The sequence below is a fragment of the Sinisalibacter lacisalsi genome (assembly GCF_014640115.1).
GTDB classification, from domain to species: domain Bacteria; phylum Pseudomonadota; class Alphaproteobacteria; order Rhodobacterales; family Rhodobacteraceae; genus Sinisalibacter; species Sinisalibacter lacisalsi.
Genome location: NZ_BMGI01000001.1, coordinates 659,794 through 680,347 on the forward strand (window position 1 = coordinate 659,794; position 20,554 = coordinate 680,347).

Below are 20,554 nucleotides of genomic sequence, written 5' to 3' on the forward strand. Positions count from 1 at the left end.
CTGATGATCAATTCGCTTTCGGGCCGGTTCCTGATCCTGACCATCGCCTTCGTGATGGTCGCGGAGGTGCTGATCTTCGTGCCGTCCGTCGCGCGGTTCCGCGAGGATTACCTGCGCACCCGGCTCGAACGCGCCCAGATCGCCTCGCTGGTGCTGCTTGCGGATGACATGATCGACCAGGGGCTCGAGCAGGAACTGTTGCAGAACGCCGAGGTGTTCAACGTGGTGTTGCTGCGCGACGAGGCGCGCGAACTTATGCTGTCGTCGCCCGTACCCGGCCCGGCGGTGGCGACCTTCGATCTGCGCGATCCCGGTGCGATCGTTCTGATTCGGGATGCCATGAGCCGCCTCGTCAGCCCCGACGACGAGGTGATCCGGGTGATCGGTGACCCGGTGCGCGCGGGCGGGCTGGTGATCGAGGTGACGATGGCCTCCGGTCCGCTGCGCGCGGCGATGCTCGATTACGGCTGGCGCATCTTCCAATTGTCGCTGGTGATCTCGGTGATCACGGCGGGGCTTCTTTTTCTCGCCGTGCGGGTGCTCTTCGTGCGCCCGGTCCGGAAGGTGGTCGGTGCGATGGCCTCCTATGCCCAGGCGCCGGAAGACGCCCGGCGGGTGCTCACCCCCTCGTCGCGCCTGCGCGAGCTGCGCGAGGCGGAGGAGGCGCTGCACGATCTCGAAACCCAGCTATCTTTGGCGTTGAAACAGAAGGATCGCCTCGCCCAGCTTGGCGGCGCTGTGGCCCGGATCAGCCACGATCTGCGCAATATCCTCACCACCACCCAGCTTTTCGCCGACCGGGTGGAGATGAGCAATGACCCGATGGTGCAGCGCGCGCTGCCCAAGCTGATCGGTTCGATCAACCGCGCCGTCAATCTCACCGAGTCGACGCTGGCGTTCGGCCGCGCCGAGGAACCGGCGCCGCGGCTGACGCTGATCGCGGTGGCCGACGTGGTGAACGACGTGGTCGAAAGCGAGCGCATGGCGACCGGGGATCACGATATCTCCTATGCCGAGGACGTGCCGAAGGGCCTGACCCTGCGCGCCGACCCCGAGCAGCTCTACCGCATCCTGCGCAACCTCGTGCGCAACGCCCGCCAGGCGATCGAGGCAACCGGCGAGGCCGGCGAGATCATGGTTGCGGCCAAGGAAGAGGCGCAGGAATGGATCATCACCGTGACCGATACCGGCCCGGGCCTGCCGAAGAAGGCGCGCGAACTCCTGTTTCAGCCCTTCGCCGCGGGTGGGCGCAAGGGCGGAACCGGGCTCGGCCTCGCTATCGCCGCCGAGCTTGCGCGTGGCCACGGTGGGCGGCTGGAACTCCTGCGCACCGGTGAGGACGGCACGGTCTTCGCCATTTGCCTGCCGCGCGGTTTCGGCCTGGGCGAGGCGGAATAGCTGCGGATTGCCCCTTGCAATGCCTGGGCTGGGCCGTTAAATCCCGCCTGTCCGCGCGCTGGTAGCTCAGTTGGATAGAGTACTTGACTACGAATCAAGGGGTCGGGGGTTCGAATCCTCCCCAGCGCGCCACTTCCCCGCAAAATCCCCTCCTCCGCCTCGATCTCGGCAATCGCTTGGCCCCGCGCTGCGGTGATGCCGCGGGTTGAACGGGGTCATTTCCACCGCCGGCCTGCACCTTTCGTAAAAAGAACGGCTTGGATCTCGATCAAGGTGACTGGGGATGGCTGCGTGTTAATATAGGTGCAAAGGGATAGGGCGATGGAAGCCGAAGCCGTCTTTTGCGCCGCCTGTGGGTCGAAACTCGAGCCCGGTGCCAATTTCTGCACCGTGTGCGGTGCACCGCAAGGGCAGAACGCGGCGGTCGTCATGCCCGAGCCTGCGAAGGCGACTCGGCCATCGCCGCCCAGGGCCGCGCCCCCGAAATCACCTGTCCGGCCCCCTTCGCCGCTCAAGGCGCCCGCGCCGCCGCGCGCTGCCGCGAGGGCGACGCCCGCGCCGCACCGGGCCGACCCCGTTACGGCCCCGGCGGTTGCCGACGTACCTTTGCCGGAGAGAGCCCCCACCGCCGCAGCCGCGGCGGGCGGCGGCGTTGGCACGCTGGTGGCGAACATCTTCATCATGGCGCTCGCCTGGGCAGTGGCTTGGGCGCTCGCCGATTTTGTCAGCCAGATCGGGATCTTCGGGCTCGAAAACCTCTCCTACGATCTGGAGATCATGCGCCAGAATGCGGCGGGTGGTGTGATCGGCGGCGCTTTGGCGGGCTTTTCCCTTTCCCTCCTGTTTTTCGGAGCAACGGTCTGGGGCTGGTTGCGGATCGGGGTCACGATCGTGTTCTGGGTCCTGTCCGAGTTGTTCCTGGTGCGAAACTGGGACAGCCTGGGCATCGAGACGATCGAGGGTTTTCTCGTCATCATCGGCCTTTTCGGGCTGCTATACGGTTTGATCTTCGCGCTCCTGCTCGTCGGGCAAAAACCGGGCTGGGGGAATGTCGTCCGCGTGCCCGTGGCGGCGATCGCCCTCATGCTGGCGGCGGTGCTCGGCCGGTATCTGCAATACGGTGCATTGGGCTAGGCGCGGGCGCGCTCGGGGAATGCGTCAGCCTGCCGTGCGCGTGGTGCGGGCGAGTTGGTGGAGGGTTGCGCCGAGGACCGCCCCCCAGAACAACATGCCGATGACACCATTGGCAAAAAATTCCTGGTCGCTGAGTCCGGCGCGAAAAACACTGGGATACATCGCCCACCGGCCCAGTTGCACGAGCGCGGCGAAGAGCAGCCCGGCGACCAGCCCGCCAGAGGGACGCAGCGCGGCGAACACCATTCCGAGCATGGCGCCGATCCAGAGGTGATAGCCCCAGCCCGCGGCCAGCGCGATGGCGTGGGTGGAGGGCATCCCCGTCATGATCTGGCCGAAGACCGGCTGCACCCGGAACGGATCGAACGGCAGATCGAACAAGCTGCGCACCGCCACGCGGTAGAGGTTGTAGGCCAGGGTTGCCGCGAGCCCGGCCGCCAGCCCGGCAAGCAACCGGCCCGACCAGCGCGCGAGCAGGTCGGTCTGCCGCCTCAGCGTCAGAACGAGCGCTGCGGCAAGCCCGCCAAGAGGCAGGGCGAGGATCGAAACGGCATAGTCCAGCGGCATGCGCCCGAGGCCGATGCCCGCCAGCCCGAGGCCCAGCAGAAGCGCAAAAAGCGCGGCGAGGGCAAGAGTTGGTGCACGGGTCACTCGCGCCCTCCCTTCGGCTTCGTCGGATCGGCGGGAAACAGCGCGGTCGCTGTTGCGTCGATCCGGGTCAGGCCCTTGTCACTGCCGAGCCAGAGATTACCGAGACTGTCTTCCAGCATCGCTTTGAGTTCGAAACCCGAAAGCCCGTCGGCTCGGGCAAGGCGAAGGCTGCGTTCGGCAAGAACAACGGCAGCTCCGTCGAATTCGGTGCCGAACCAGAACTGGCCATGGCGATCCTCGAAGACCAGCCGAACCATGTCGGAGGCGAGGCCGTCGCGGGCGCCGATACAGCGCCACGAGTCCCGGTTGCCGGACCTGTCCGACGCGCAAGCTCCACCCTGCTGGCCGAAGCCGGTAGCCAGCCAGATCCGGCCTTCGCGGTCCTGGGTGATGTGGTTCACGCGCAGGTGCGCAAGGCCGTCGTCGCGGCCGAGCGCCCGCCAGGTGCCGCCCGCCTCGACCAGCAGACCCCCGAGGCTGGCCGAGCTCAGGCCCACCCAGAGGCGCGCGCCCGCATCCTCGAACAGGGCGAGAACTGCGCGTCCGGCTTGCCCATCGGGCATGTCGACAGGTGCGAGACCGGCGTTGGAAAGTGCCGCGAGCCCAGCTTCGCCGCCAACCAGAATCCGGCCGTCTTGCGTTTCGACCAGCGCGGTTACAGGCCCGGGCGGCGCGGTGGGCGAAACCGCGATCCGCCACCAGTTCACACCGTCGAATCTTGCAAGCCCGGTGCGGTGGCCAACCCACAGCCGCCCGGCCCGGTCAATCAGCAGGGCCTTGACGTAGCCCATGTCCGGGGTGCCATCCGGCAGGGGCAGCACCGCGCCACTTTTCGGGTCGAGCAAGGCGAGGCCGTCGCGCCCCCCGGCCCAGATCTTCCCTGCATGTTCGGCAAGGGCGTTGACGTCATGCGGGGGGCGCAGGATCGTCCAGCCTTGCCGGGGAGCGATCTCGCCTGAGGTGTGTGCGGGGCCAAGGCCCCACCATGCGATCGCCCCGAGCAGGACCAGCGCCAAGACCGATGCGCCGAGAAAAACAGGCCTGCCCATCGTTATGCCAATGCCATTCTTGCGCCCGCTGAGGCCATCCTGAACATGATGAAACAGCCAATCGCATCGGTAATTGATCCATATCATGCAAAAGCCACTCGATTTCTTGTCGAATGAGCGTCGTCGCCGGGAGCGGATCGTTGTGCCTCCGGCCCAGGGGAAGTCAGATGCGCCCCGAGGATCTGGTTGGGCAATACGAAGATTTGAGGGCCTCCTACGAAGGGGGCGGGATGTCTCACGACGCATTCCTCGCCGAATGCGAGGGGCTGATGGCGTTGGACGAGGCCGGAACTTGGTGGGCCGTGGATGCCAGCGGTCAGCTTCTCCGCCACGACAGCGTATCCGACACATGGCAGCCCGGCCGTCTGAATGCCGGCGCCAGCGGGCCGTGGGCGGTGCGCGGAGGAGGCAAAGCGCCCGCGCCGGAAACCGGTTCCACCACCAGCCGTGAGCCTGCGCCGACTCGGCTGACAACATCGGCCAACGCACCGGCTTTCTCCTCGCTTTTCGACAAGGAATCGCTCACCAATATTGCGATCGTGTTCGGTGTGAGCCTGGTGATCTCCTGGCTTGGCTGGGGCTTGCTGATGATCCTGCCCGTCAGCATCAACGCGCTCATTCCGACGGGGGGCTGTTCCGGCTATGCCCCGAAAACCTTTGGCATGTATGTCTGCTCGGCCTTCGTCGGCCTCAGCGTCGTCTTCGGTTCGATCGTCCTGGCTATGGTGATGATCCTGCTGCGCAAGCCGATCACGGCCGTTATCAACAAGCTCAATGCCACCGTTCCCCAGCAACATCGCTCGGTGATGCCGGCGATCGTGGCAGCCGTCTTTTTCGCGATCGTCTGGTCGGGATCGCATTACGACACGGGCTATTCCGTCGGGATTGTTTCGCACCGGGCTTTCCCGGCGATCGTGGGTGTTCTCGTGCACCTGACGATCTTCTATGGCCCCACGGTGATGCAGCGTTTTCCGGCGGTGTTCGATGCCCGCGACCGGTTGTCGAAGCCGCTCCGATGGGTGTCGCTTTTTCTCATCCCAACCGGATTATCGCTGCTGCTGACGTTTCAGGAACGGGTTTCGAACGAGGCGTTCAAGCAGCAGTTCGTCGTGATCGTCGGGATGCTGGCGGCCTATGTGCTGCTCACTCCACGTCCCGGCGCGGCAGGCGACGCACCGGCCACACCAGGGGGAGGGAGGCGATGAGGCCGCGGCGCACCCTGGCAAGGCCTTCTCGGCGCCTCGTCGCGCTCTTTCCGTTCGTGGCGGTTGCCGCTGTCGTGGCCCTCCTGCCCGAGGCAGGCTTGGCGCATGATTGCTCGGGGCCCGCCGATTGCGAGCAGACCGCCGGATACAACGCGGTGCTCTCCGTCGTGGGCGCGATTTCGGCCATCCTCGCCGGGGTTCTTGGTTCCAGCGTTGCGGGAGGCGCCCTGCCCGGCACGATTGCGGGCACCACGCCCCCACCCAAGACCCCCGGCGCCAGAGATGATGACCGCGCACCCACCTCGGACGGTTTCAACGAGCTGCCACCGGGCAGCGAGGGCTGGGTCGTCACCGATACCGATGACACGCAGCACATCTTCGAAACCGAGGAAGAGGCCAACCGCTATTACCAGCATCTCTTGCGCAAGGCCGAGGCCGAAGCCGAACAGGAGCGGATCAGGCAGATCGAGGGTGATTATCGCAGCGCGGCCGAACAGGTCGAGTTTCTGCGCTCGATCATTCAGGGGCTCAAGAATGCCGGGCGCGACCCGAGCGACCAGGTCCGTGAAATGGAGCGCTATATCCGCGAGCGCGACAGGCTGCGGGGCGATGTCGGAAAGGCGGGCGGGAACACCGACTATACCCCGCGCGAGCGCGGGGCCTGGAAATTCGGCGAGCACGACGAATTCATCCGGCAGCAGCAAGACAGCCAGGACCGGCTCAAGACCATTCACAAGATGTCGGATGCCGTGGACCGGATGTGGGACAAGGGCATGGTCGGCGAGAACTCCAATCTGACCCGGAAGGTTCTCGACCGCCTCGACAGGATGAGCGACGAGATGGTGCGCAAGGGGGGGCGCGAGCCGACTTGGGATGAGATCAACGAACTCAAGCGGATCATCGAGCGTGATATGGATGCCACGCGCACGCGCCGCGAGTCGGACGAGACCAACTGGGTGACGGAGGGCGCGCAGGGCACCGCGCGCGAGGTGTTCACAGGTGTCGATGCCGATGGCAACACGTCCTACAAGGCGATGACGCTGCGCGGGATTCTTGCCGCAGGCACCGCCGGCAAATCCGAGATTGCCATGGAAGTCACCGAGAAGATGTATGGCGTCCATGATGATGTCATGGCCGGCAAGAGCGGCACCGAGGCGTTCGGCAACGCGGTCAAGCGGGTGCTGGTCGATGAAACCATCGGCCGCGTCGTCGAGGGCGGGATCAAGATCGGCGGAAAGGCGGGGGGCGAGCTCTACGAGCGCACCATCAAGGGCTCGAACCTCGACGACGCCCTGCGCAGCAAGGTCAAGAGCGCCGACGATTTTCTCAAGCGCGACGTGAAGGATATCCTGCGCGGCTCTGGTGACGATGTTGCGGACGGGTTGGGCTCGCGCGTGCCACGTGTCGACGCGAGCGAGGCCGACGTGAGCCACGGCGGGCGCAGCTTCGAGCAGCGCAAGGCCGATTTCGAGGCCGGGCGCGCGCGGGGGGCCGAAAAGGTCAGTGATCTCGACGATGCGCTGGATTACCGCCGCAACAACCCCGACGCGCCGGATGCCGACGCAAGGGTTCGGGATGCGGTCGACAAGGTGCAGAAAGACAAGCACGCGATGCACGAGCTCAACAAGCGCGGCGGCCCCGATGCGCCGAGCGAAACCATCGCCGAGTTCAACAAGGAGCTGAAAACCTCCTACGAAACCGCGCATGATTCCGCCCGTCGCCGGATCGCGGACGAATATGGCGTGCCGATCGAGGACGTGAAGGTGGTGAAGGCCACTAATGCGCCCGGCGAGGTGGCCCCGGCCGATCCTCGCGGCTTTGCCCGCAAACCCGACCCCAGCGTGCGGACAGATGCCGCCGATTACCAACAGCGCCCGCCCGAAGCCGGTGTCGAGGTGCGCGGCGACAAGGCGAGCTTCGATCAGGACGTGACCTACCGGGTGCGCCAGGACGAGGTGATCGACCCGCGGACCGGCAAGGTTCAGGAGGGGTTCGCCGACGTTCCGAAGACCGACAGCCAGCGGATCTACAACGAGGAATTCTACAAGGCTCGCCATGGCGGCGATCTGCCGACGAAGGTGAACCCCGAGACCGGCAAGCTCGAGGTGGATACCGACGCGGTGAACAAATACGCCAAGGACATGGACCAGGCCTGCACCGACCGGCTCGACGCCGAGGCCTACGGCACCGGCGACCGTGATCTGAAAACCGCTGTCGACCCGCAACACCGAGGCCGCGACTTCGATGATGTCGAGGCCGTGGGCAAGACGATGGAGCACAAGAACTACGAGTGGCAGAACGACGCGGCCAAGAACCGCGCCGACGCCAACGCGCTCGATGCGAAGGCGAATGCCCTCGAGGCAGAGGGGAGGGTGCAGGACGCTGCCGAAGTGCGGGCCGAAGCAGGTGACCTGCACGCCAAGGCCGAGGCGCAGATCGAAGAGGGTTACCGGCAGACCACCAAGCAGTTCAAGAACCAGCTCGAGGACCGCGTCGCCAAGCTGAACGAACAATATGGCCGCAAGGTCGCCGAGGTGCCGCCGCGGCTCGAAAAGGCCGTCGACATCATGCAGAATCCGAAGCTGACGCCTGCTGAAGTCGAGCTTGAACTCGCGAAGATGGGCTACACGCCGGACAAGGTGGTGCAGCAGATGTCGTCGAACCTGGAGTCGCTGCAGAAATTCAAGCCGCCTTCCGTGGTGGATCAGCCTGCCGGGCTCGATTTCGGCGAGCGGGCGGTGGAAGGGCTGCGCGGCGCTTCGAAATCCGGGCAGACACCGGGGGTGTGAGGCAATGCGCAACAAGGGAAAGCGAGGCCGACCATGAAACTCGTGAAGGGCGAACTCATCGCGACCGGGGCGGAACTGGTGGCCGCGCCCGCCGTGCTCGATCTGGCCGTCGGAACCCTCTCGCGCCTGCCGGCGGTGCGGGCGGGCGCCGGGGCGGGGCAGGCGGTGACCGACTTTCTCGCAGGTTTGCGCGCGCCGGTGGAAACCGAGATCCGCGCCCTGATCACGACGCTGGCCAACCCGCTGCGGATCGGCACGTTGCACTACGCCCTGGGTGAAGAAAGCCTCACCCGCGCAATCCTCGCCTGGGGTCCGGAAACCGGCGCCGATGCGGTTCTGATGGTGAGCCGGGCCGAGGACTGGGCGATCCGGACGGTCGGCGCCGACGAGCTTTCCGACACGGTCGCCTCGGTGCTGCTTCAGGATATCCCGCTTTCGCCCATGTCACTGCAAAAGGCACTCTCGCCCGACGCGGCGCTGGTGTTTCTCGCCGCGCTGCACGCCTTGCGCGCTGGGCGTCTGCAGGCATTGCTCACCCACGATCTCGCGCCGGTGGCCTTCACCCCGGGGGCGATCGCCGAGACGCTGGAAAATGTGGCCGAAGAAGACTTTCGGTGGCCGTTCCTGTTTCTCGACAAGGTGCTGCCGTTTTCGCTCAACGGCCTGGATTGGGAGGCACGGATTCCACCCGCGCTCGTGTCGCTGGCCGACCGTGGTCTCGTGGAGCGGGTGAAAAGAAGCAAGACCACCTGGATGCTGACGCCGCTTGGCTACCAGCTCGCCGTGGCCGATGCGCAGCACCTCACCAAGGTCGGCCTGCGGGTGACCGCAACGACCGACGAGGATCTCAAGGGGCACGAGGCGTTTTTCTTCCTCCGGTCGGTGCAGGACGTCGTGATGTATGATCTCGGCGGGCGTGAGGCGGTGATCGCGTCCCTCGCGTTCGAGGATCTGCGCACCCTGCTCACCGCCGTGCTCACTCCGCCGGCCAAGGCTTTGGCCGGGGGTGACCCGAAGCCAGCGAGCGCGGCAACCTGTGGCACCTGCGGCCATGCATTGGCCCCGGGGGCAAAATTCTGCCCGGCCTGCGGTGGCAAGGTCGCACCCGTCGTCGTCGGCGGCGGTGATACCTGCGCGAGCTGTGGCGCGGCGCTGGTTGCGGGCGCAAAATTCTGTGCCGCCTGCGGCGCGAAAGTCGGAGGAGGCTCCTGACGATGAGATATGTGCTTTGGATCTTGGCCATGCTTCTCGTCGGCGCGGGTGTTTTCGCAACGTTCCGGCAGGGCGACACGCCCCGGGAAGTCACGATCTACACCTCCGTCGACCAGGTTTATTCCGAGCCGATCCTGCGCGCCTTCGAGGCGGAAACCGGCATCAGGGTCAATGCCCTCTACGATGCCGAGGCGGCCAAGACGGTGGGGCTGGTGAACAGGCTGATTGCCGAGAAAGGCGCGCCGCTGGCCGACGTGTTCTGGAACGGTGAGTTCTGGCAAACCCTGGCTCTGCAGGAAGAAGGTGTGCTTGCGCCCTATGCCTCGCCCGCCGCGGAGGGGCTTCCCGCCTTGTTCGTCGACCCCGACGCTTTCTGGGCGGCCTTCGGCGGGCGCGCACGGGTGCTTTTCGTCAACACCGACAGGATGGCGGAGGAAGACTGGCCCCGGTCGATCTTCGATCTTCCCGGGCGGGCGGACGAGATCAGCTTCGCCAACCCGCTGTTCGGCTCGACGGCGACCCACGCCGCGGCCCTCGCCGCGGCGCTGGGACCGGACGAGGCACTGGGCTTCTTCGAGGCGCTCAAGTCGGGTGGCGCCCGCGTTGTCGATGGCAACGCCGTCGTGCGTGACATGGTGGCGGCAGGCCGGGTGCCGATGGGGCTGACGGATACCGACGACGCCTGCGTTTCGATCAAGAAGGGCGCGCCGGTGGCGGTGGTCTTTCTCGATCAGGAGGAGGGGGGTCTCGGCACACTGGTGGTGCCCAACACGGTGGCGCTGATCGCCGGCGGACCGCATCCGGAGGAGGCCCGGTTGCTGGCCGACTACCTGCTCTCGCCGGACACCGAGGCGAAGTTGATCGAAAGCGGCTGGGTGCAGATCCCGTCGCGGCCAGGCATCGCCGAAGGAAAATGCTTTGGCAAGCTGACGGTGCGCGGGATGCAGCCAGGCGTGGCCGCGATCCGTGACGCGGGTGCCGGCATAAGCGATGCGATGCGTGAGATGTTCCAGGACTGATGTGGACGATGGGCGGGCCAAGGCTCTTGAGCATGCGTCCCGGGTTGCGCCCTGCGCTGATCCTGCTTGCCTGGGGGCTGTTCCTGGCACTGACGCTCGGCCCCGCGGTGGGACTTTTCGCCGAGGCGGCGGGGCGGCTCCTGGCAGGTGCGCCGGAGGCCTGGACCGCGCTGGTTCCGAGCGCAAGGCGGGCAGCCCTGCTCGGCCGCAGCCTTGCGCTGTCTGCGGGTGTGGCGCTCTTTGCCGGCCTGGTGGGGGGGCTTGCCGCCCTGGCGTTGTTGCGCCGTGCCGCGCGGGGCAGGCTTTCGGGGGCCATGCGCAGCGTGATCCTTGCTGTGCTCGTCCTGTGGGTGATCACGCCCCCCTATCTCCATGCGCTTGCGGGAATGGAAGCGGGCAACTGGTTGCGCGGGTTGGGGTCTGCTGCAAGCCCGATGCCCGATCTGCCGGGCTGGCTCGCCGCGCTGTTCGCCCAAGGGTTCGCGCTGATGCCCATTGCGATGATTGCGGCAGCCATCGGTTTTATCTCGGTCGAACGTGATCTTGTCGACTCCGCCACGCTGCTCAGGCCTGGGCGCGGCGTGTTCTTCCGCGTCGTCCTGCCGCTTGCCGCCCCTGCCATCCTCGCCGGCACTGGTGCCGTTTTCGTCTTCAGCCTGCTGGATTACAGCACCCCCTCTTTGTTCGGCGTGTCGTCCTATGCCATGGAGATCGTCGCCGAATACAGCTCCAGCCGCGCCCCTTGGCGCGCGGCGTTGATCGCTCTGCCGCTGATCGCGATCGCTGCGCTCGTGATCGGCGCCGGGCTCGCCGCGCTCGCCAACGGCACACCGGCCCATGCCCGCGCGCTGGGCCGCGCTTTCCGGTTCTACCGACCGCTCGACACCCTGCGCCCGCCTGCGATGGCGGCCCTCTGGCTCGCGGCGGCCTATGCCGGGATGATCCTCGCGCTCCTGCTCGCCTCGGCGCTGCTCTGGCGGATCTTGCCGCAGCTTGTATGGGAGGTGCGCCAGGATCTTGCCAGAACGCTCCTGACCGCGGGGCTCGCCGGGGCGCTGGCGCTCGCGCCCGCGGCTTTGGTTGCGGGCAGCCTCGCGGCGCCTCCCCGCAAGCCGATCCTTCGGGCGGCGATGTGGCTGGGGGTGCTGATACCGCTGGCGATCCCGCCCTCGCTCACAGGAGTCGGCTACGCCACCTTTCTTGCCTGCTGTGCGCCGGACGGCGTGCGAACGGCGGGCTGGGTGCCGGCCCTGGCGCAGGCGGCGCGCTTCCTGCCGCTTGCGGTGCTGCTGATCTACGTCCAGATGCGACGGGTGGACCCGCTGCTGATCGACGCCGCGCGGGTGCTCCGCCCGCCTGGTCCCGCGCGCTGGTGGCGCATCGACCTGCCCCTGTCGGCGCCGGGCCTGATCGCGGCTTTCGGCCTCGTCTTTTGCGCCAGCATCGGCGAGCTGGAGGTGACGATGATGACAGCCGCCCCCGGGCAGGGTTTGCTGTCTATGCGGGTGTTCAACTATCTCCACTACGGTGTGAGCGAAACCGTGGCCGCACTTGGGCTCGTGCTTGCCGTGATCGTTTGGTCAGTGGCGGCCTTTGGGCTTTGGTTCGCAAGGCAGCGGGGATAGGTTTCGGGCAGATGAAACCGGATGTCACACCTTCGCAGCCTCCCGCGTCCGTCGAAGCGGACGGGTTGACCAAACGGTTCGGGGACCGCGTGGTGCTCGACGAGGTGCGGTTTTCGCTCATGCCGGGGTGCGTGACGGCGCTGACCGGTCGTTCGGGCGAGGGAAAGACAACGCTGCTGCGGCTGATTGCCGGGCTGGAAGAGCCCGACTCGGGAAGCATCGTGATCGCGGGGCGAGTTGCGAGCCGTGGGTCGCGCGCGCTGCTCGCTCCACATGAGCGTGGCATCGGCATGGTTTTCCAGCAGGCCGCGCTCTGGCCGCACATGACCGTGGCCCAGCATGTTCGCTTCGGGCTTGGTGCCATGTCCACGCACGCGGCAGACGCGCGCGTGAGCGAGGTGTTGGCGCTGGTGGGAATCGGCCACCTTGCCGCCGAACGGCCAGCGCGGTTGTCGGGTGGCGAAGCCGCGCGCGTGGCCATTGCCCGGGCGCTCGCGCCTGCGCCCGCCTGTCTGCTGCTGGACGAGCCGCTGGCCCACCTGCACCACGACCTGCGCCACGACATCACCCGCACCATACGCGCTGCGGTGGACGCGAGCGGGGCGGCGGCGCTTTTCGTCACCCACACCCCGGCTGACCTCGACGGCGTCGCGGATGGGGCGCTTCATCTCGAAGCGGGGCACCTGGAACGGTCCTGACCGCGGCTTCACTCACTTTGGGGGAGAAACAGTTCCCGTGGCAGATCGTGATCCAGCAGCCAGCCGACCCAGTAGACATCGGTTGGTCCGATCACCCAGTCCAGCACGCGCCAGCCCGATCCATCATCATGGAATAAGACCAGCACCGAGTCGCTCATCATGTCGTCGCGCCACCCCTGTGCAAAGGGCGTCTGCAACCAATCGAGCGGTCGCCCGTCGGGCTGCACTGGCACCGCGGACAGATAGGCCCATGGCCCGTAGCTGCGCAGAACCCGAACGCTGAACGCGATCGGCTGCCCGATCTCCGGGGTGATCACGGCGCGGGCCGCGTCGAGCAGGATCGCACGCGCGGGCGTTCCCTCGGTCACGTCTTGAACGGGGAGATCTGAAGGCGATTTGGTGCCGGCAGCATCCGCTCCGCGCAGGCTGACCATAATCTGCTGCAGGACAGGGGCGAGGTTCGGGTCTGCCTCCGGGGCGAGTTCGGCCTCGAACCCGTGGATCACCTCGCCGTCAAAGATATCGGCGTGAAACACCGTGCCGCCCGCGCGCGTGCCGACAACGCGAAACCCCTGCGCCCCGAGCATCACGGCCTCGTCGACCAGATCGAACCCGGCGCTGTCGAGATAATCACTGGCACGGCTCGTGGGCGTTTCGTCCAGCGCGTTGAACCCACCCCAGATCGCGAAGTTCGCACGCCCGTCGGCGGTCTGAAAGGCCTGCCCATCGCCGTTCTCGGGCGCGGGCAGGAGCAGGAAGAGGGATTGCGGATAGTCCACCGAGGTGCCGAATCGCGGGGTTGTGTAAACCGCCCAGTCGCCCGCGCGCGGGATGGTGGCGCCGTGGTCGGGGCGCAGATCGCGGTATTTTTCTTCGATCGCCTCGAAGGTGCCCGACCCGGCCTGTGCCGACATGGCGAGGGCGGCGGTCAGGACAAGGGCGATCGCGTTTTGCGGCTTCATGTCATGCCCCCTTTCGCGGTGGGTCCACGCTCAGGCCATTCGCTTTCAGCGCCGCCATGATCTGCTCCATCGGCTTTTCAAAGCTGTCCGACGCGATGGCAATGTGCTGTCCTCCCCGGTGTTCAATCACGATGCCCTTGCGCGGGCGGGCCAGCATCAGGGCGCCCGCGGTGCCGAAGTTGCCGCTTCCCGCGAGCATCGGTGCAAGCGCGGTGAGCCAGCGTGGAATGGCTCGCCGGTACGGATACACCCGGAGAACATCGGCAAAGGGCACCACCCGCTCGGTGAATGCCGAACGCACGCGGAGACCGTCGCGCTCGATCACGATCCAGTAGGGCGCATAGACCGCACCGATCATCCAGAACGCAACCGAGAGCAGCGCGAGCGGCCAGGTGAGCAATGCGGCGGGGTGTATCGCGCCAAAGGCCGGTTCGGCGCGCGCAGCCCAGATCGGGATCGCGAAAAACAGGCCCGAAAGCACGAAGCCGAGCCAATCGGGGCCGGTCTGAGAGGGCCCGGCGTCGTAACGCAGGGCGTTCGGCGGCGGCGTTTCGCGCGGGAAATAGCGGTAGATCGTGATGGCGAGCACACCGAGCCCGGCCACGACCGCCCATGACCACGCCCCTGCCATTGCGAAGGCCAGCCCCACGATCATCGCCACGACCAAGCGCCGCAGAAATTCAGACATGCCGGGCCAACTACGCATCTTCGCCCTCCAACTCACCATGCTATGCGCAGCGAAGGGATCCTGCGTTGACTGGCATCAAACGGCTCGCGTTTTGGCTGGCCACGCCTTCTTTCTCGGCCTGGTGCAGGACGTCCGGCGCCATGTTCCCCGATTCCAAGACCGAGTGCAGGGCCGATGAGGGCCGCCGAAAGGCTCTGCCGGCTATCACCTTGGCGAGGCGGGGCAATGCAGTGCCAGGTGCTGGCTCGCGGGGGATTCCGGGGTTTCAGTCGTGGTGCCTTGATGCGCGCGGCAGAGGCCCGCGCATAGCGGGGTTGCGGAACCGGCAGTTCTCAAAAAGGTCAGGGACCCTTACCTCTACTGTCAGGGAGGAAACAAACAGACGCACATCTGGAGTTTCCAAAATGGCTTTCATTTCTGTTTCTCGCAACGATGCCGCCTTGCGGCCGTCTTGGATCGCGCGCAGCCTCGCCGCGATTGGTACGTTTTTCGTCGAATACGCCGAGTTCCGGTCGCGGCGCGGAGAGATCGAGGCGCTGCAGCGGCTCAGCGACGACCAACTGGCCGCACGCGGTCTGACCCGTGACGACATCGTGCCGCACGTTTTTGCCGGTCACTTCTATCTCTGAAAAGCCCGCCCGGCCGTTTTTGGCCAATGCGCTCCGCGTCTTCAGCCATGTCATGGCAAGGTGCGCGGCGCGTGCGGATTGAGGTTGGAGCGGGCGGCGGGAATCGAACCCGCGTCATCAGCTTGGAAGGCTGAGGTCTTACCACTACACAACGCCCGCGCCGAGACCTGATGCCTATTTGATCGCGGTTTTCCCGTCAAGATGCCTTTCAAAGCCGATGGGGCCGCGCCGCGTCACCGCCGATATCGAAGGCATCCACGCAAGCGCTTCCCCTGCATGGCCTTGTCATCGCCAACCTGACCCTGGAGCCAAGCCGGGTGTTTGGCTTCTAGGGCAGCGCGGCTTCTGAACAGCACCGTCACGCGCATGAAGCGCATACCCTGCGGGGCGAGGGGCCTGGACGGGCCAATATAACTTCCGGTGGCTTCACCTGTCGCAAATCAAGCCGGTGTCGTGTCCGACGAGGACGTATCACTGGCGCGTTCGGAGAAACCCGGGGTGGCCATCGACCCGAAAGGCGCAGGATGCCATGAAATGAAAACCGCGGCGCAATCGTTACGTCTTGGCTTTATTGTCCGAACGAATACTCACTCAAAAATCTCGCTCTCAAGCGCGAACAATGCGAGCTGGGTGCGATTGTTCGCGTCGAATTTGCGCGAAAGCGTCCGGACATGCATCTTCACGCTGGATTCACTCATCTCGAGATCGCGCGCGATTTCCTTGTTGGCCTTGCCCTTGCAGATCGCCTGCAGCACTTTCTTTTCATTGGGGGAAAGGTGGTACGGGTCCGGCTTTTCTTTCTTGAGCAGAAAGTCGAAGGGAGCGTAAACCTCACCGGCGATCATGAAATCAATCGCGGCAAGCATGGATTTCAGATGAAGTGTCTTGGGGAGGAACCCGGCTGCCCCCAGCTTGAGCGCATCCTCGACGATCGATCTCGATGCGACCCCCGACAAGATCGCAACGGGTGTTCCGCGGACGCGCTCGATGACGTCTTCGATGGCTCTCAGCCCGTCCACGCCGGGCATCACGTAGTCGACGAGTATAAGGTCGAAAGACTCGTTCTCTTCGATCGCCCTATGCGCCTCGGGCATATCCGAAGCCGTTACCGTTTCGTATCCGAGGACAGACGTGATGGAATTCGCGATAAGCTCGCGCACAAGCGAGTGATCATCGGCGATGAGGACTTTTGCACACACATTTCACTCCTTGGGTCAAACCCATCGTAGGATCAATTATTGTCCGGGCACAACTTGTCTGCCCCATACGTTGATAAGCCGGGTCGAGATCACGTGGTAACCAACAAATGTCCTTTGGAAAGGTAAAAAAGGATGTGGATGGTATCTAAAGATAGGTGGAGCGGCAAAAGGATAACCATCGTGCATGAATGAGAGGTGTTTCTGACGATATTTCGCCCCTATCTTCACTTTTGACTTCACACGAACATTGGAAAATTCGATGAGAGCCTTACTGACCGCAATCGCGTTGGTGTTATGCTTGCCCGTGTTTGCCGAGTCCAGCGAAGACGCGAAGCGGCCGATCATACTTTCGGTGTATGGAAAACCCCAGGCCGGGGCGCCTGGCGACGTCTGGCACTTCGATCTGGATGCGCTGAAGGCGATCGGCACGACAACGGTTCAAACGACGACGATCTGGACGAATGGCACGCATGAGTTCGAGGGTGTTTCCCTTGCAGCCCTGCTCGAAAACGTCAGCGCCGATGGGTCGCGCCTGATCGCCCGCGCGCTCAACGACTATTCCGTGGAACTTCCGGTGTCTGATGCCGTTGAGGGCGGTGCCCTCGTCGCGTTCTCGCTTGACGGGGAGTTGATGAGCGTTCGCGACAAGGGGCCACTCTGGATCATCTATCCCTACGACGATAACCCCGCCTATGCCCACGAGGTTTACTATTCCCGCTCGATCTGGCAATTGCGCGAGATCCAGATCCTTGAATGATTTCGGTTGGGCGGCCGACCGGTCTTTCACATGGAGTCCCCTGTGAGACAGCCCAACCGCACATCGATTTTCACGTTCGTGCTCGCCCTCCTGATTGCCGCGACCGCATGGTCGGGGTTGTCGAACGGATTGGCAGCCTTGCGGCAGGCCGCGGAACTCGAACGCGCAACGTCCGACAACGTTCCCTGGAACCTGGCGCAGCTCGAAATCGAGTACTTGCGTTTCGCGGATGCACTGGATGCCTATTTGCTTCCCGACCCGACGGACGTTTCCGAGCAGGGCGAGGGTGAGGCGGCGCTTGCGCGTCTCCGGGAGGTGCGGCTCAGGTTCGATATCCTCTTCAGTCGGATATCCACGATCCAGCAAAGTCCGCTCTTCACCGAGATCCGCGAGAACGAGAACCTCAAGCCCAAGCTCTTCGCGCTTGCCGAGTTCGCCACGGAAACGGCCACGGAACTGGACAGCTTGCCACCGACCTCGCTGGCAGACCTTTCGGCGCTCGATGCACGAACCGAGGCCCAACGGCGCAATATTCGACGGATCGCGCTCGCGGGCGTGACGGTTATCGCCGAACTGGCTGCGCAACGGCGGCTCGATCTGAGCGAGAGCCTCTGGCAGATGGCGCTCGCGTCTCTGGCCAGCAGCCTCCTGCTGCTGTTCTCGATCTTTCGGATCTGGCAAGCCCAACGCGACACCAGGTTTGCCGCGACGACGATGGAAGGTGTCGCCAGACGGCTTCAGGCCATCATCTCGACGTCGCCGATCCCGATCGTGATCGCGGATCAAGACATGCGAATCGTCGAGTTCAACAAGGCATCGGAACGCGTGTTCGGCTACACGAGGCGGGAGGCACTTTCAGGCGACGTGGGCACGCTCCTGGTGCCTGAAGAGTTACGTGCCCGGCACAGGGAGGGCCTGAGGAGATACAAGCGCACGGGCGAAAAACACATCATCGGCCAGTCCGGCGTCAAGATCAGCGCGCTGCGCAAGGACGCCACGGTGTTTCCGGCCGAGATCGAGCTTTCGGAAGGCTCGGATCAGAGCGGCCGGTTTTTCGTTGCCTATATCCGTGACGTGACCAGCCAGGAAGCTCACGAAAAGGAGCTGCGCGAAGCCAGAGATGCCGCGCTTGCTGGCGCAAAAGCGAAAGAGCGGGTTCTGACCACCGTCAGCCATGAGATGCGCACACCCTTGCAGGGCATCATGGGTGCATTGGAACTCTTGCGCTCACGCACCCTGACCGACGCCCAGGAGCAATACCTCGACATCCTCGAGCGGTCGTCCCTGCACCTCCTGCGGCATATCGAGGATCTGCTGGCCGTCGCCCGCTCCGGCCGCAAAGGTATCGACATCGAGTACCGCTCGGTCGACGTTCGTGAACTGGTCGGCGATGTCCGGCGCGACCACCTCGCCCTGGCCGCCGAGAGCGGCAACGAAATCGTGGTTGCGAACTGGGCGCGCGATCAGCCGAACTTCGTATGCGATCCCATGCGATTGCGGCAGGTGCTCGACAATCTGGTGTCGAATGCGCTCAAGTTCACCTGCAACGGTCGGGTCGAGCTGGGATGTTGCCGCGACGAGCGCGACGAGATGATCGAGTTCTGGGTCGCGGACAACGGTATCGGGATCGCCAACGACGAATTGCCGCACATCTTCGATGATTTCTACACAACGAAAAGCCCGAATACCCGGGCCTTCGACGGCACCGGCCTTGGCCTCGGGATTGCCGCGCGGGTGGTCGGGGCGCTGGGGGGGCGGATCTGGGTCGAGAGCCGGGTCGGACGCGGCAGCACGTTTCGCTTCCAGGTGCCGCTGGCGCCCAAGGCCGATATCGACAGCGCGACCGGTGACGACCCGATCTTGAAGCCGACGCCGGAAACCGGCCCCGCGCTTCTCGGCGACGAGCTGCGCATTCTCCTGGCCGAAGACAACGAGATCAGCCGCAAGATCGTGTCGGAAACCTTGAGGAACGCCGGGTTCGACGTCACCGCGGTGGCGGACGGCGAGGACGGGTTGAAAAAGCTCGGCCAGAGCAACTTCGACCTGATATTCCTCGATATCAGCATGCCACGCATGGATGGGCTTGAAGCCCTGCGCCACATTCGCTCGAGAGCGGGGCCAAACGCCAAGGTGCCGGTCATCGCCCTGACCGCCCACGTGCTCGAGGAAGACCAGAAGCGCTTTGCCGAGGCCGGTTTCGACGCGGTGCTCGGCAAACCCACGTCTCGCGCTCAATTGCTCGCCGTGATCCGGCGCCTCGTGAAGCAGGCCGGATCCACCCGGCACAACGAGTTCGACGGTTCGTTCTTCGACGAAATGGTGGAAACCCTCGGATTGCCAATGGCGAGGGAAATGGTCGACAAGTTCGAAACCGATGTGAACGCATCCCTCGACAGCCTTGAACAAACGCTCAAGGAAGATGGCACCAACGATGCATTCGCCCGTCTCGCGCATCAATTGTGCGGCCTGAGCGCGATGTTTGGAGCCTATGATCTGGAGCAGGTTTTTCGCAAGCTGGAGGCCGAGAACGGCGAAAGCGGATCGGGCAGGGATGACGAGCGCGTCGCGACCCTGATCCGCAAGGCGCGCGATCAAGCGAGCAGGGTGCTTTCAATGCTCAAGGACGAGGTCGCAAACAAGCGCAGCGGTTAGCCCGGTCGGTTCAAGCGGGGTTGCGCGCGCGCCATTCGCGGTTGTTCCTTGGCGCATCTTCCGCCGCGAGTTCGAGGGCCCGGAAGCTCAATGGCAGCCGCAGCGAGGCATCCGCCACGTAGAGGCGATCCGATCCGAAGTCATTCACCGCGAATCCCGAAGACAAGAGGATCACGGGCAACCCGGGAACGGCGAGGCGCAGTTGCATCATTTCGTCGATGATCCCGTCGACGCCGCCGAAATCGTCGATGTCGACAATCAGGTAGGACCAAGCCCGGGGGGATTCGAGCGCCACGGCCAGCGCATCGGCGAAATGGTCGAGGTGGTAGCACTTCACGCCCTGGGCGCGGAACCAGTCCAAAGCCGGGGCGACGCTGTCGACCTTGCGGGAAACCATGAGCGCGGGCGCGTCAACCGCTACCGGTCCGTTGAACATCCGCGGGAAGGCGGAAAACTCGGCGGCGGCGGCAATCGCCGGCTGTTTTTGCACCGCCGGATTGAATATGCGCGACAACGGGTTTGAAAAAGGCTTTCGCGCAGGTGCCTCGGTGTGGGCGACGGAAATGACTTTCAACTTACGTCCTCACGTTCTCATCCGGCATTCGCTACTTAAAATTGTGCCCTCCCGGACCGGGTCAGGGAAACATCGCAGCCGGTCAAGCTCGCGCGAAAAGGATAGGAATACTATCCGAAGGATCACCGCCTGTTTCGGTTTCGCGTCGGGAGCCTTTTCCCAGCCGGCCCACGACCGGCCCCGAATGCGATTTTGCAGCGCGCAGCCCGCCCTATTGCCTGCCATGGAGTGCTCACCGAAATGGGCCGAGCCTGGGTCGGAAATGACCGAACCGAAAAGAATCAAAAATTATCGCAAGATATGGTGAGGCATC

17 protein-coding genes, 2 tRNA genes and 1 pseudogene are annotated in these 20,554 nt (G+C 64.8%); 13 read left to right on the plus strand and 7 right to left on the minus strand.

The genetic code is table 11. The annotated features are described in order from the left end of the window. Positions 1 to 3: 3 nt before the first annotated feature. From IEW01_RS03335 to IEW01_RS17670, 4 genes and pseudogenes are all read left to right on the plus strand, one after another. The gene (locus IEW01_RS03335; RefSeq protein WP_188526167.1) at positions 4 to 1,398 is read left to right on the plus strand and encodes a sensor histidine kinase; all 1,395 of its coding nucleotides are present in this window, start codon (positions 4 to 6) and stop codon (positions 1,396 to 1,398) included. Between the two features lie 55 nt (positions 1,399 to 1,453). Further along, positions 1,454 to 1,530: transfer RNA gene (locus tag IEW01_RS03340), tRNA-Arg, on the plus strand. A gap of 189 nt (positions 1,531 to 1,719) precedes the next feature. Beyond that, positions 1,720 to 1,797 (plus strand): annotated as a pseudogene (locus tag IEW01_RS17810) (zinc-ribbon domain-containing protein); the annotation flags it as partial. Between the two features lie 207 nt (positions 1,798 to 2,004). Further along, positions 2,005 to 2,532 carry a hypothetical protein gene (locus IEW01_RS17670; protein WP_229738030.1) on the plus strand — a complete coding sequence of 176 codons (528 nt, stop codon included), beginning with the start codon at positions 2,005 to 2,007 and terminating at the stop codon, positions 2,530 to 2,532. A 24-nt stretch (positions 2,533 to 2,556) separates the two neighbouring features. Here IEW01_RS17670 and IEW01_RS03350 read toward each other — a convergent pair whose 3' ends face one another. Next, complete coding sequence (locus tag IEW01_RS03350; protein ID WP_188526169.1) at positions 2,557 to 3,183, minus strand: hypothetical protein; 627 nt, start codon at positions 3,181 to 3,183, stop codon at positions 2,557 to 2,559. Continuing rightward, positions 3,180 to 4,232, minus strand: a complete 1,053-nt coding sequence (locus IEW01_RS03355) for a ligand-binding sensor domain-containing protein (RefSeq protein WP_188526170.1) — start codon at positions 4,230 to 4,232, stop codon at positions 3,180 to 3,182. Before IEW01_RS03355 ends, IEW01_RS03350 begins: the two co-directional genes overlap by 4 nt. Positions 4,233 to 4,399: 167 nt before the next feature. On the opposite strand from IEW01_RS03355, the gene IEW01_RS03360 reads away from it, so the two are divergent. Genes IEW01_RS03360 through IEW01_RS03385 form a run of 6 tightly spaced genes read left to right on the plus strand, consistent with a single transcriptional unit; the run spans position 4,400 to position 12,780 of the window. Continuing rightward, a complete protein-coding gene (locus IEW01_RS03360; RefSeq protein ID WP_188526171.1) occupies positions 4,400 to 5,437 on the plus strand; it encodes a hypothetical protein in 1,038 nt (345 codons plus the stop codon). 56 nt (positions 5,438 to 5,493) lie between these two features. Continuing rightward, positions 5,494 to 8,226 carry a hypothetical protein gene (locus IEW01_RS03365; RefSeq protein WP_188526172.1) on the plus strand — a complete coding sequence of 911 codons (2,733 nt, stop codon included), beginning with the start codon at positions 5,494 to 5,496 and terminating at the stop codon, positions 8,224 to 8,226. A 33-nt stretch (positions 8,227 to 8,259) separates the two neighbouring features. Further along, a complete protein-coding gene (locus IEW01_RS03370; protein ID WP_229738031.1) occupies positions 8,260 to 9,438 on the plus strand; it encodes a zinc ribbon domain-containing protein in 1,179 nt (392 codons plus the stop codon). 2 nt (positions 9,439 to 9,440) lie between these two features. Further along, on the plus strand, positions 9,441 to 10,457 hold the full coding sequence (locus tag IEW01_RS03375) for an extracellular solute-binding protein (RefSeq protein ID WP_188526173.1): 1,017 nt from the start codon (positions 9,441 to 9,443) through the stop codon (positions 10,455 to 10,457). Between the two features lie 32 nt (positions 10,458 to 10,489). Further along, entirely contained in the window at positions 10,490 to 12,082 is a 1,593-nt protein-coding gene (locus IEW01_RS03380; RefSeq protein ID WP_229738032.1) for an ABC transporter permease, read from the plus strand. A gap of 11 nt (positions 12,083 to 12,093) precedes the next feature. Continuing rightward, positions 12,094 to 12,780, plus strand: coding sequence for an ABC transporter ATP-binding protein (locus IEW01_RS03385; protein WP_188526175.1), 687 nt, complete (start codon positions 12,094 to 12,096; stop codon positions 12,778 to 12,780). An 8-nt stretch (positions 12,781 to 12,788) separates the two neighbouring features. Here the strand turns inward: IEW01_RS03385 and IEW01_RS03390 are convergent, their stop codons facing one another. Together IEW01_RS03390 and IEW01_RS03395 are read right to left on the minus strand one after the other, a co-directional pair. Continuing rightward, positions 12,789 to 13,742 (minus strand): hypothetical protein, encoded by a 954-nt coding sequence (locus IEW01_RS03390; RefSeq protein ID WP_188526176.1) that lies wholly within the window; start codon positions 13,740 to 13,742, stop codon positions 12,789 to 12,791. Between the two features lies 1 nt (position 13,743). Beyond that, the gene (locus tag IEW01_RS03395; RefSeq protein ID WP_229738033.1) at positions 13,744 to 14,430 is read right to left on the minus strand and encodes a hypothetical protein; all 687 of its coding nucleotides are present in this window, start codon (positions 14,428 to 14,430) and stop codon (positions 13,744 to 13,746) included. A 404-nt stretch (positions 14,431 to 14,834) separates the two neighbouring features. On the opposite strand from IEW01_RS03395, the gene IEW01_RS03400 reads away from it, so the two are divergent. Continuing rightward, on the plus strand, positions 14,835 to 15,059 hold the full coding sequence (locus tag IEW01_RS03400; protein WP_188526178.1) for a DUF1127 domain-containing protein: 225 nt from the start codon (positions 14,835 to 14,837) through the stop codon (positions 15,057 to 15,059). A gap of 85 nt (positions 15,060 to 15,144) precedes the next feature. Here the strand turns inward: IEW01_RS03400 and IEW01_RS03405 are convergent. Beyond that, positions 15,145 to 15,218: transfer RNA gene (locus tag IEW01_RS03405), tRNA-Gly, on the minus strand. Positions 15,219 to 15,646: 428 nt separating this feature from the next. Further along, positions 15,647 to 16,258: a response regulator transcription factor gene (locus tag IEW01_RS03410; RefSeq protein WP_188526179.1), complete on the minus strand. Its 612-nt coding sequence runs from the start codon at positions 16,256 to 16,258 to the stop codon at positions 15,647 to 15,649. Between the two features lie 304 nt (positions 16,259 to 16,562). On the opposite strand from IEW01_RS03410, the gene IEW01_RS03415 reads away from it, so the two are divergent. Together IEW01_RS03415 and IEW01_RS03420 are read left to right on the plus strand one after the other, a co-directional pair. Then, positions 16,563 to 17,015, plus strand: coding sequence for a putative pterin-binding protein (locus tag IEW01_RS03415; protein WP_229738034.1), 453 nt, complete (start codon positions 16,563 to 16,565; stop codon positions 17,013 to 17,015). Positions 17,016 to 17,057: 42 nt separating this feature from the next. Further along, the gene (locus IEW01_RS03420) at positions 17,058 to 19,667 is read left to right on the plus strand and encodes a hybrid sensor histidine kinase/response regulator (RefSeq protein ID WP_229738035.1); all 2,610 of its coding nucleotides are present in this window, start codon (positions 17,058 to 17,060) and stop codon (positions 19,665 to 19,667) included. A gap of 10 nt (positions 19,668 to 19,677) precedes the next feature. On the opposite strand, the gene IEW01_RS03425 is transcribed toward IEW01_RS03420, so the two are convergent. Beyond that, the gene (locus IEW01_RS03425) at positions 19,678 to 20,157 is read right to left on the minus strand and encodes a hypothetical protein (RefSeq protein ID WP_188526182.1); all 480 of its coding nucleotides are present in this window, start codon (positions 20,155 to 20,157) and stop codon (positions 19,678 to 19,680) included. Positions 20,158 to 20,554: the final 397 nt, after the last annotated feature.

Bases quoted from the DNA above. Each gene is read 5' to 3' on its own strand.
- IEW01_RS03370 (WP_229738031.1), top strand. From the start codon at position 8,260: ATGAAACTCGTGAAGGGCGAACTCATCGCGACCGGGGCGGAACTGGTG.
- IEW01_RS03360 (WP_188526171.1), top strand. From the start codon at position 4,400: ATGCGCCCCGAGGATCTGGTTGGGCAATACGAAGATTTGAGGGCCTCC.
- IEW01_RS03375 (WP_188526173.1), top strand. From the start codon at position 9,441: ATGAGATATGTGCTTTGGATCTTGGCCATGCTTCTCGTCGGCGCGGGT.
- IEW01_RS03385 (WP_188526175.1), top strand. From the start codon at position 12,094: ATGAAACCGGATGTCACACCTTCGCAGCCTCCCGCGTCCGTCGAAGCG.
- IEW01_RS03335 (WP_188526167.1), top strand. From the start codon at position 4: ATGATCAATTCGCTTTCGGGCCGGTTCCTGATCCTGACCATCGCCTTC.
- IEW01_RS03400 (WP_188526178.1), top strand. From the start codon at position 14,835: ATGGCTTTCATTTCTGTTTCTCGCAACGATGCCGCCTTGCGGCCGTCT.
- IEW01_RS03355 (WP_188526170.1), bottom strand. From the start codon at position 4,232: ATGGGCAGGCCTGTTTTTCTCGGCGCATCGGTCTTGGCGCTGGTCCTG.
- IEW01_RS03395 (WP_229738033.1), bottom strand. From the start codon at position 14,430: ATGTCTGAATTTCTGCGGCGCTTGGTCGTGGCGATGATCGTGGGGCTG.
- IEW01_RS03390 (WP_188526176.1), bottom strand. From the start codon at position 13,742: ATGAAGCCGCAAAACGCGATCGCCCTTGTCCTGACCGCCGCCCTCGCC.
- IEW01_RS03380 (WP_229738032.1), top strand. From the start codon at position 10,490: ATGCGTCCCGGGTTGCGCCCTGCGCTGATCCTGCTTGCCTGGGGGCTG.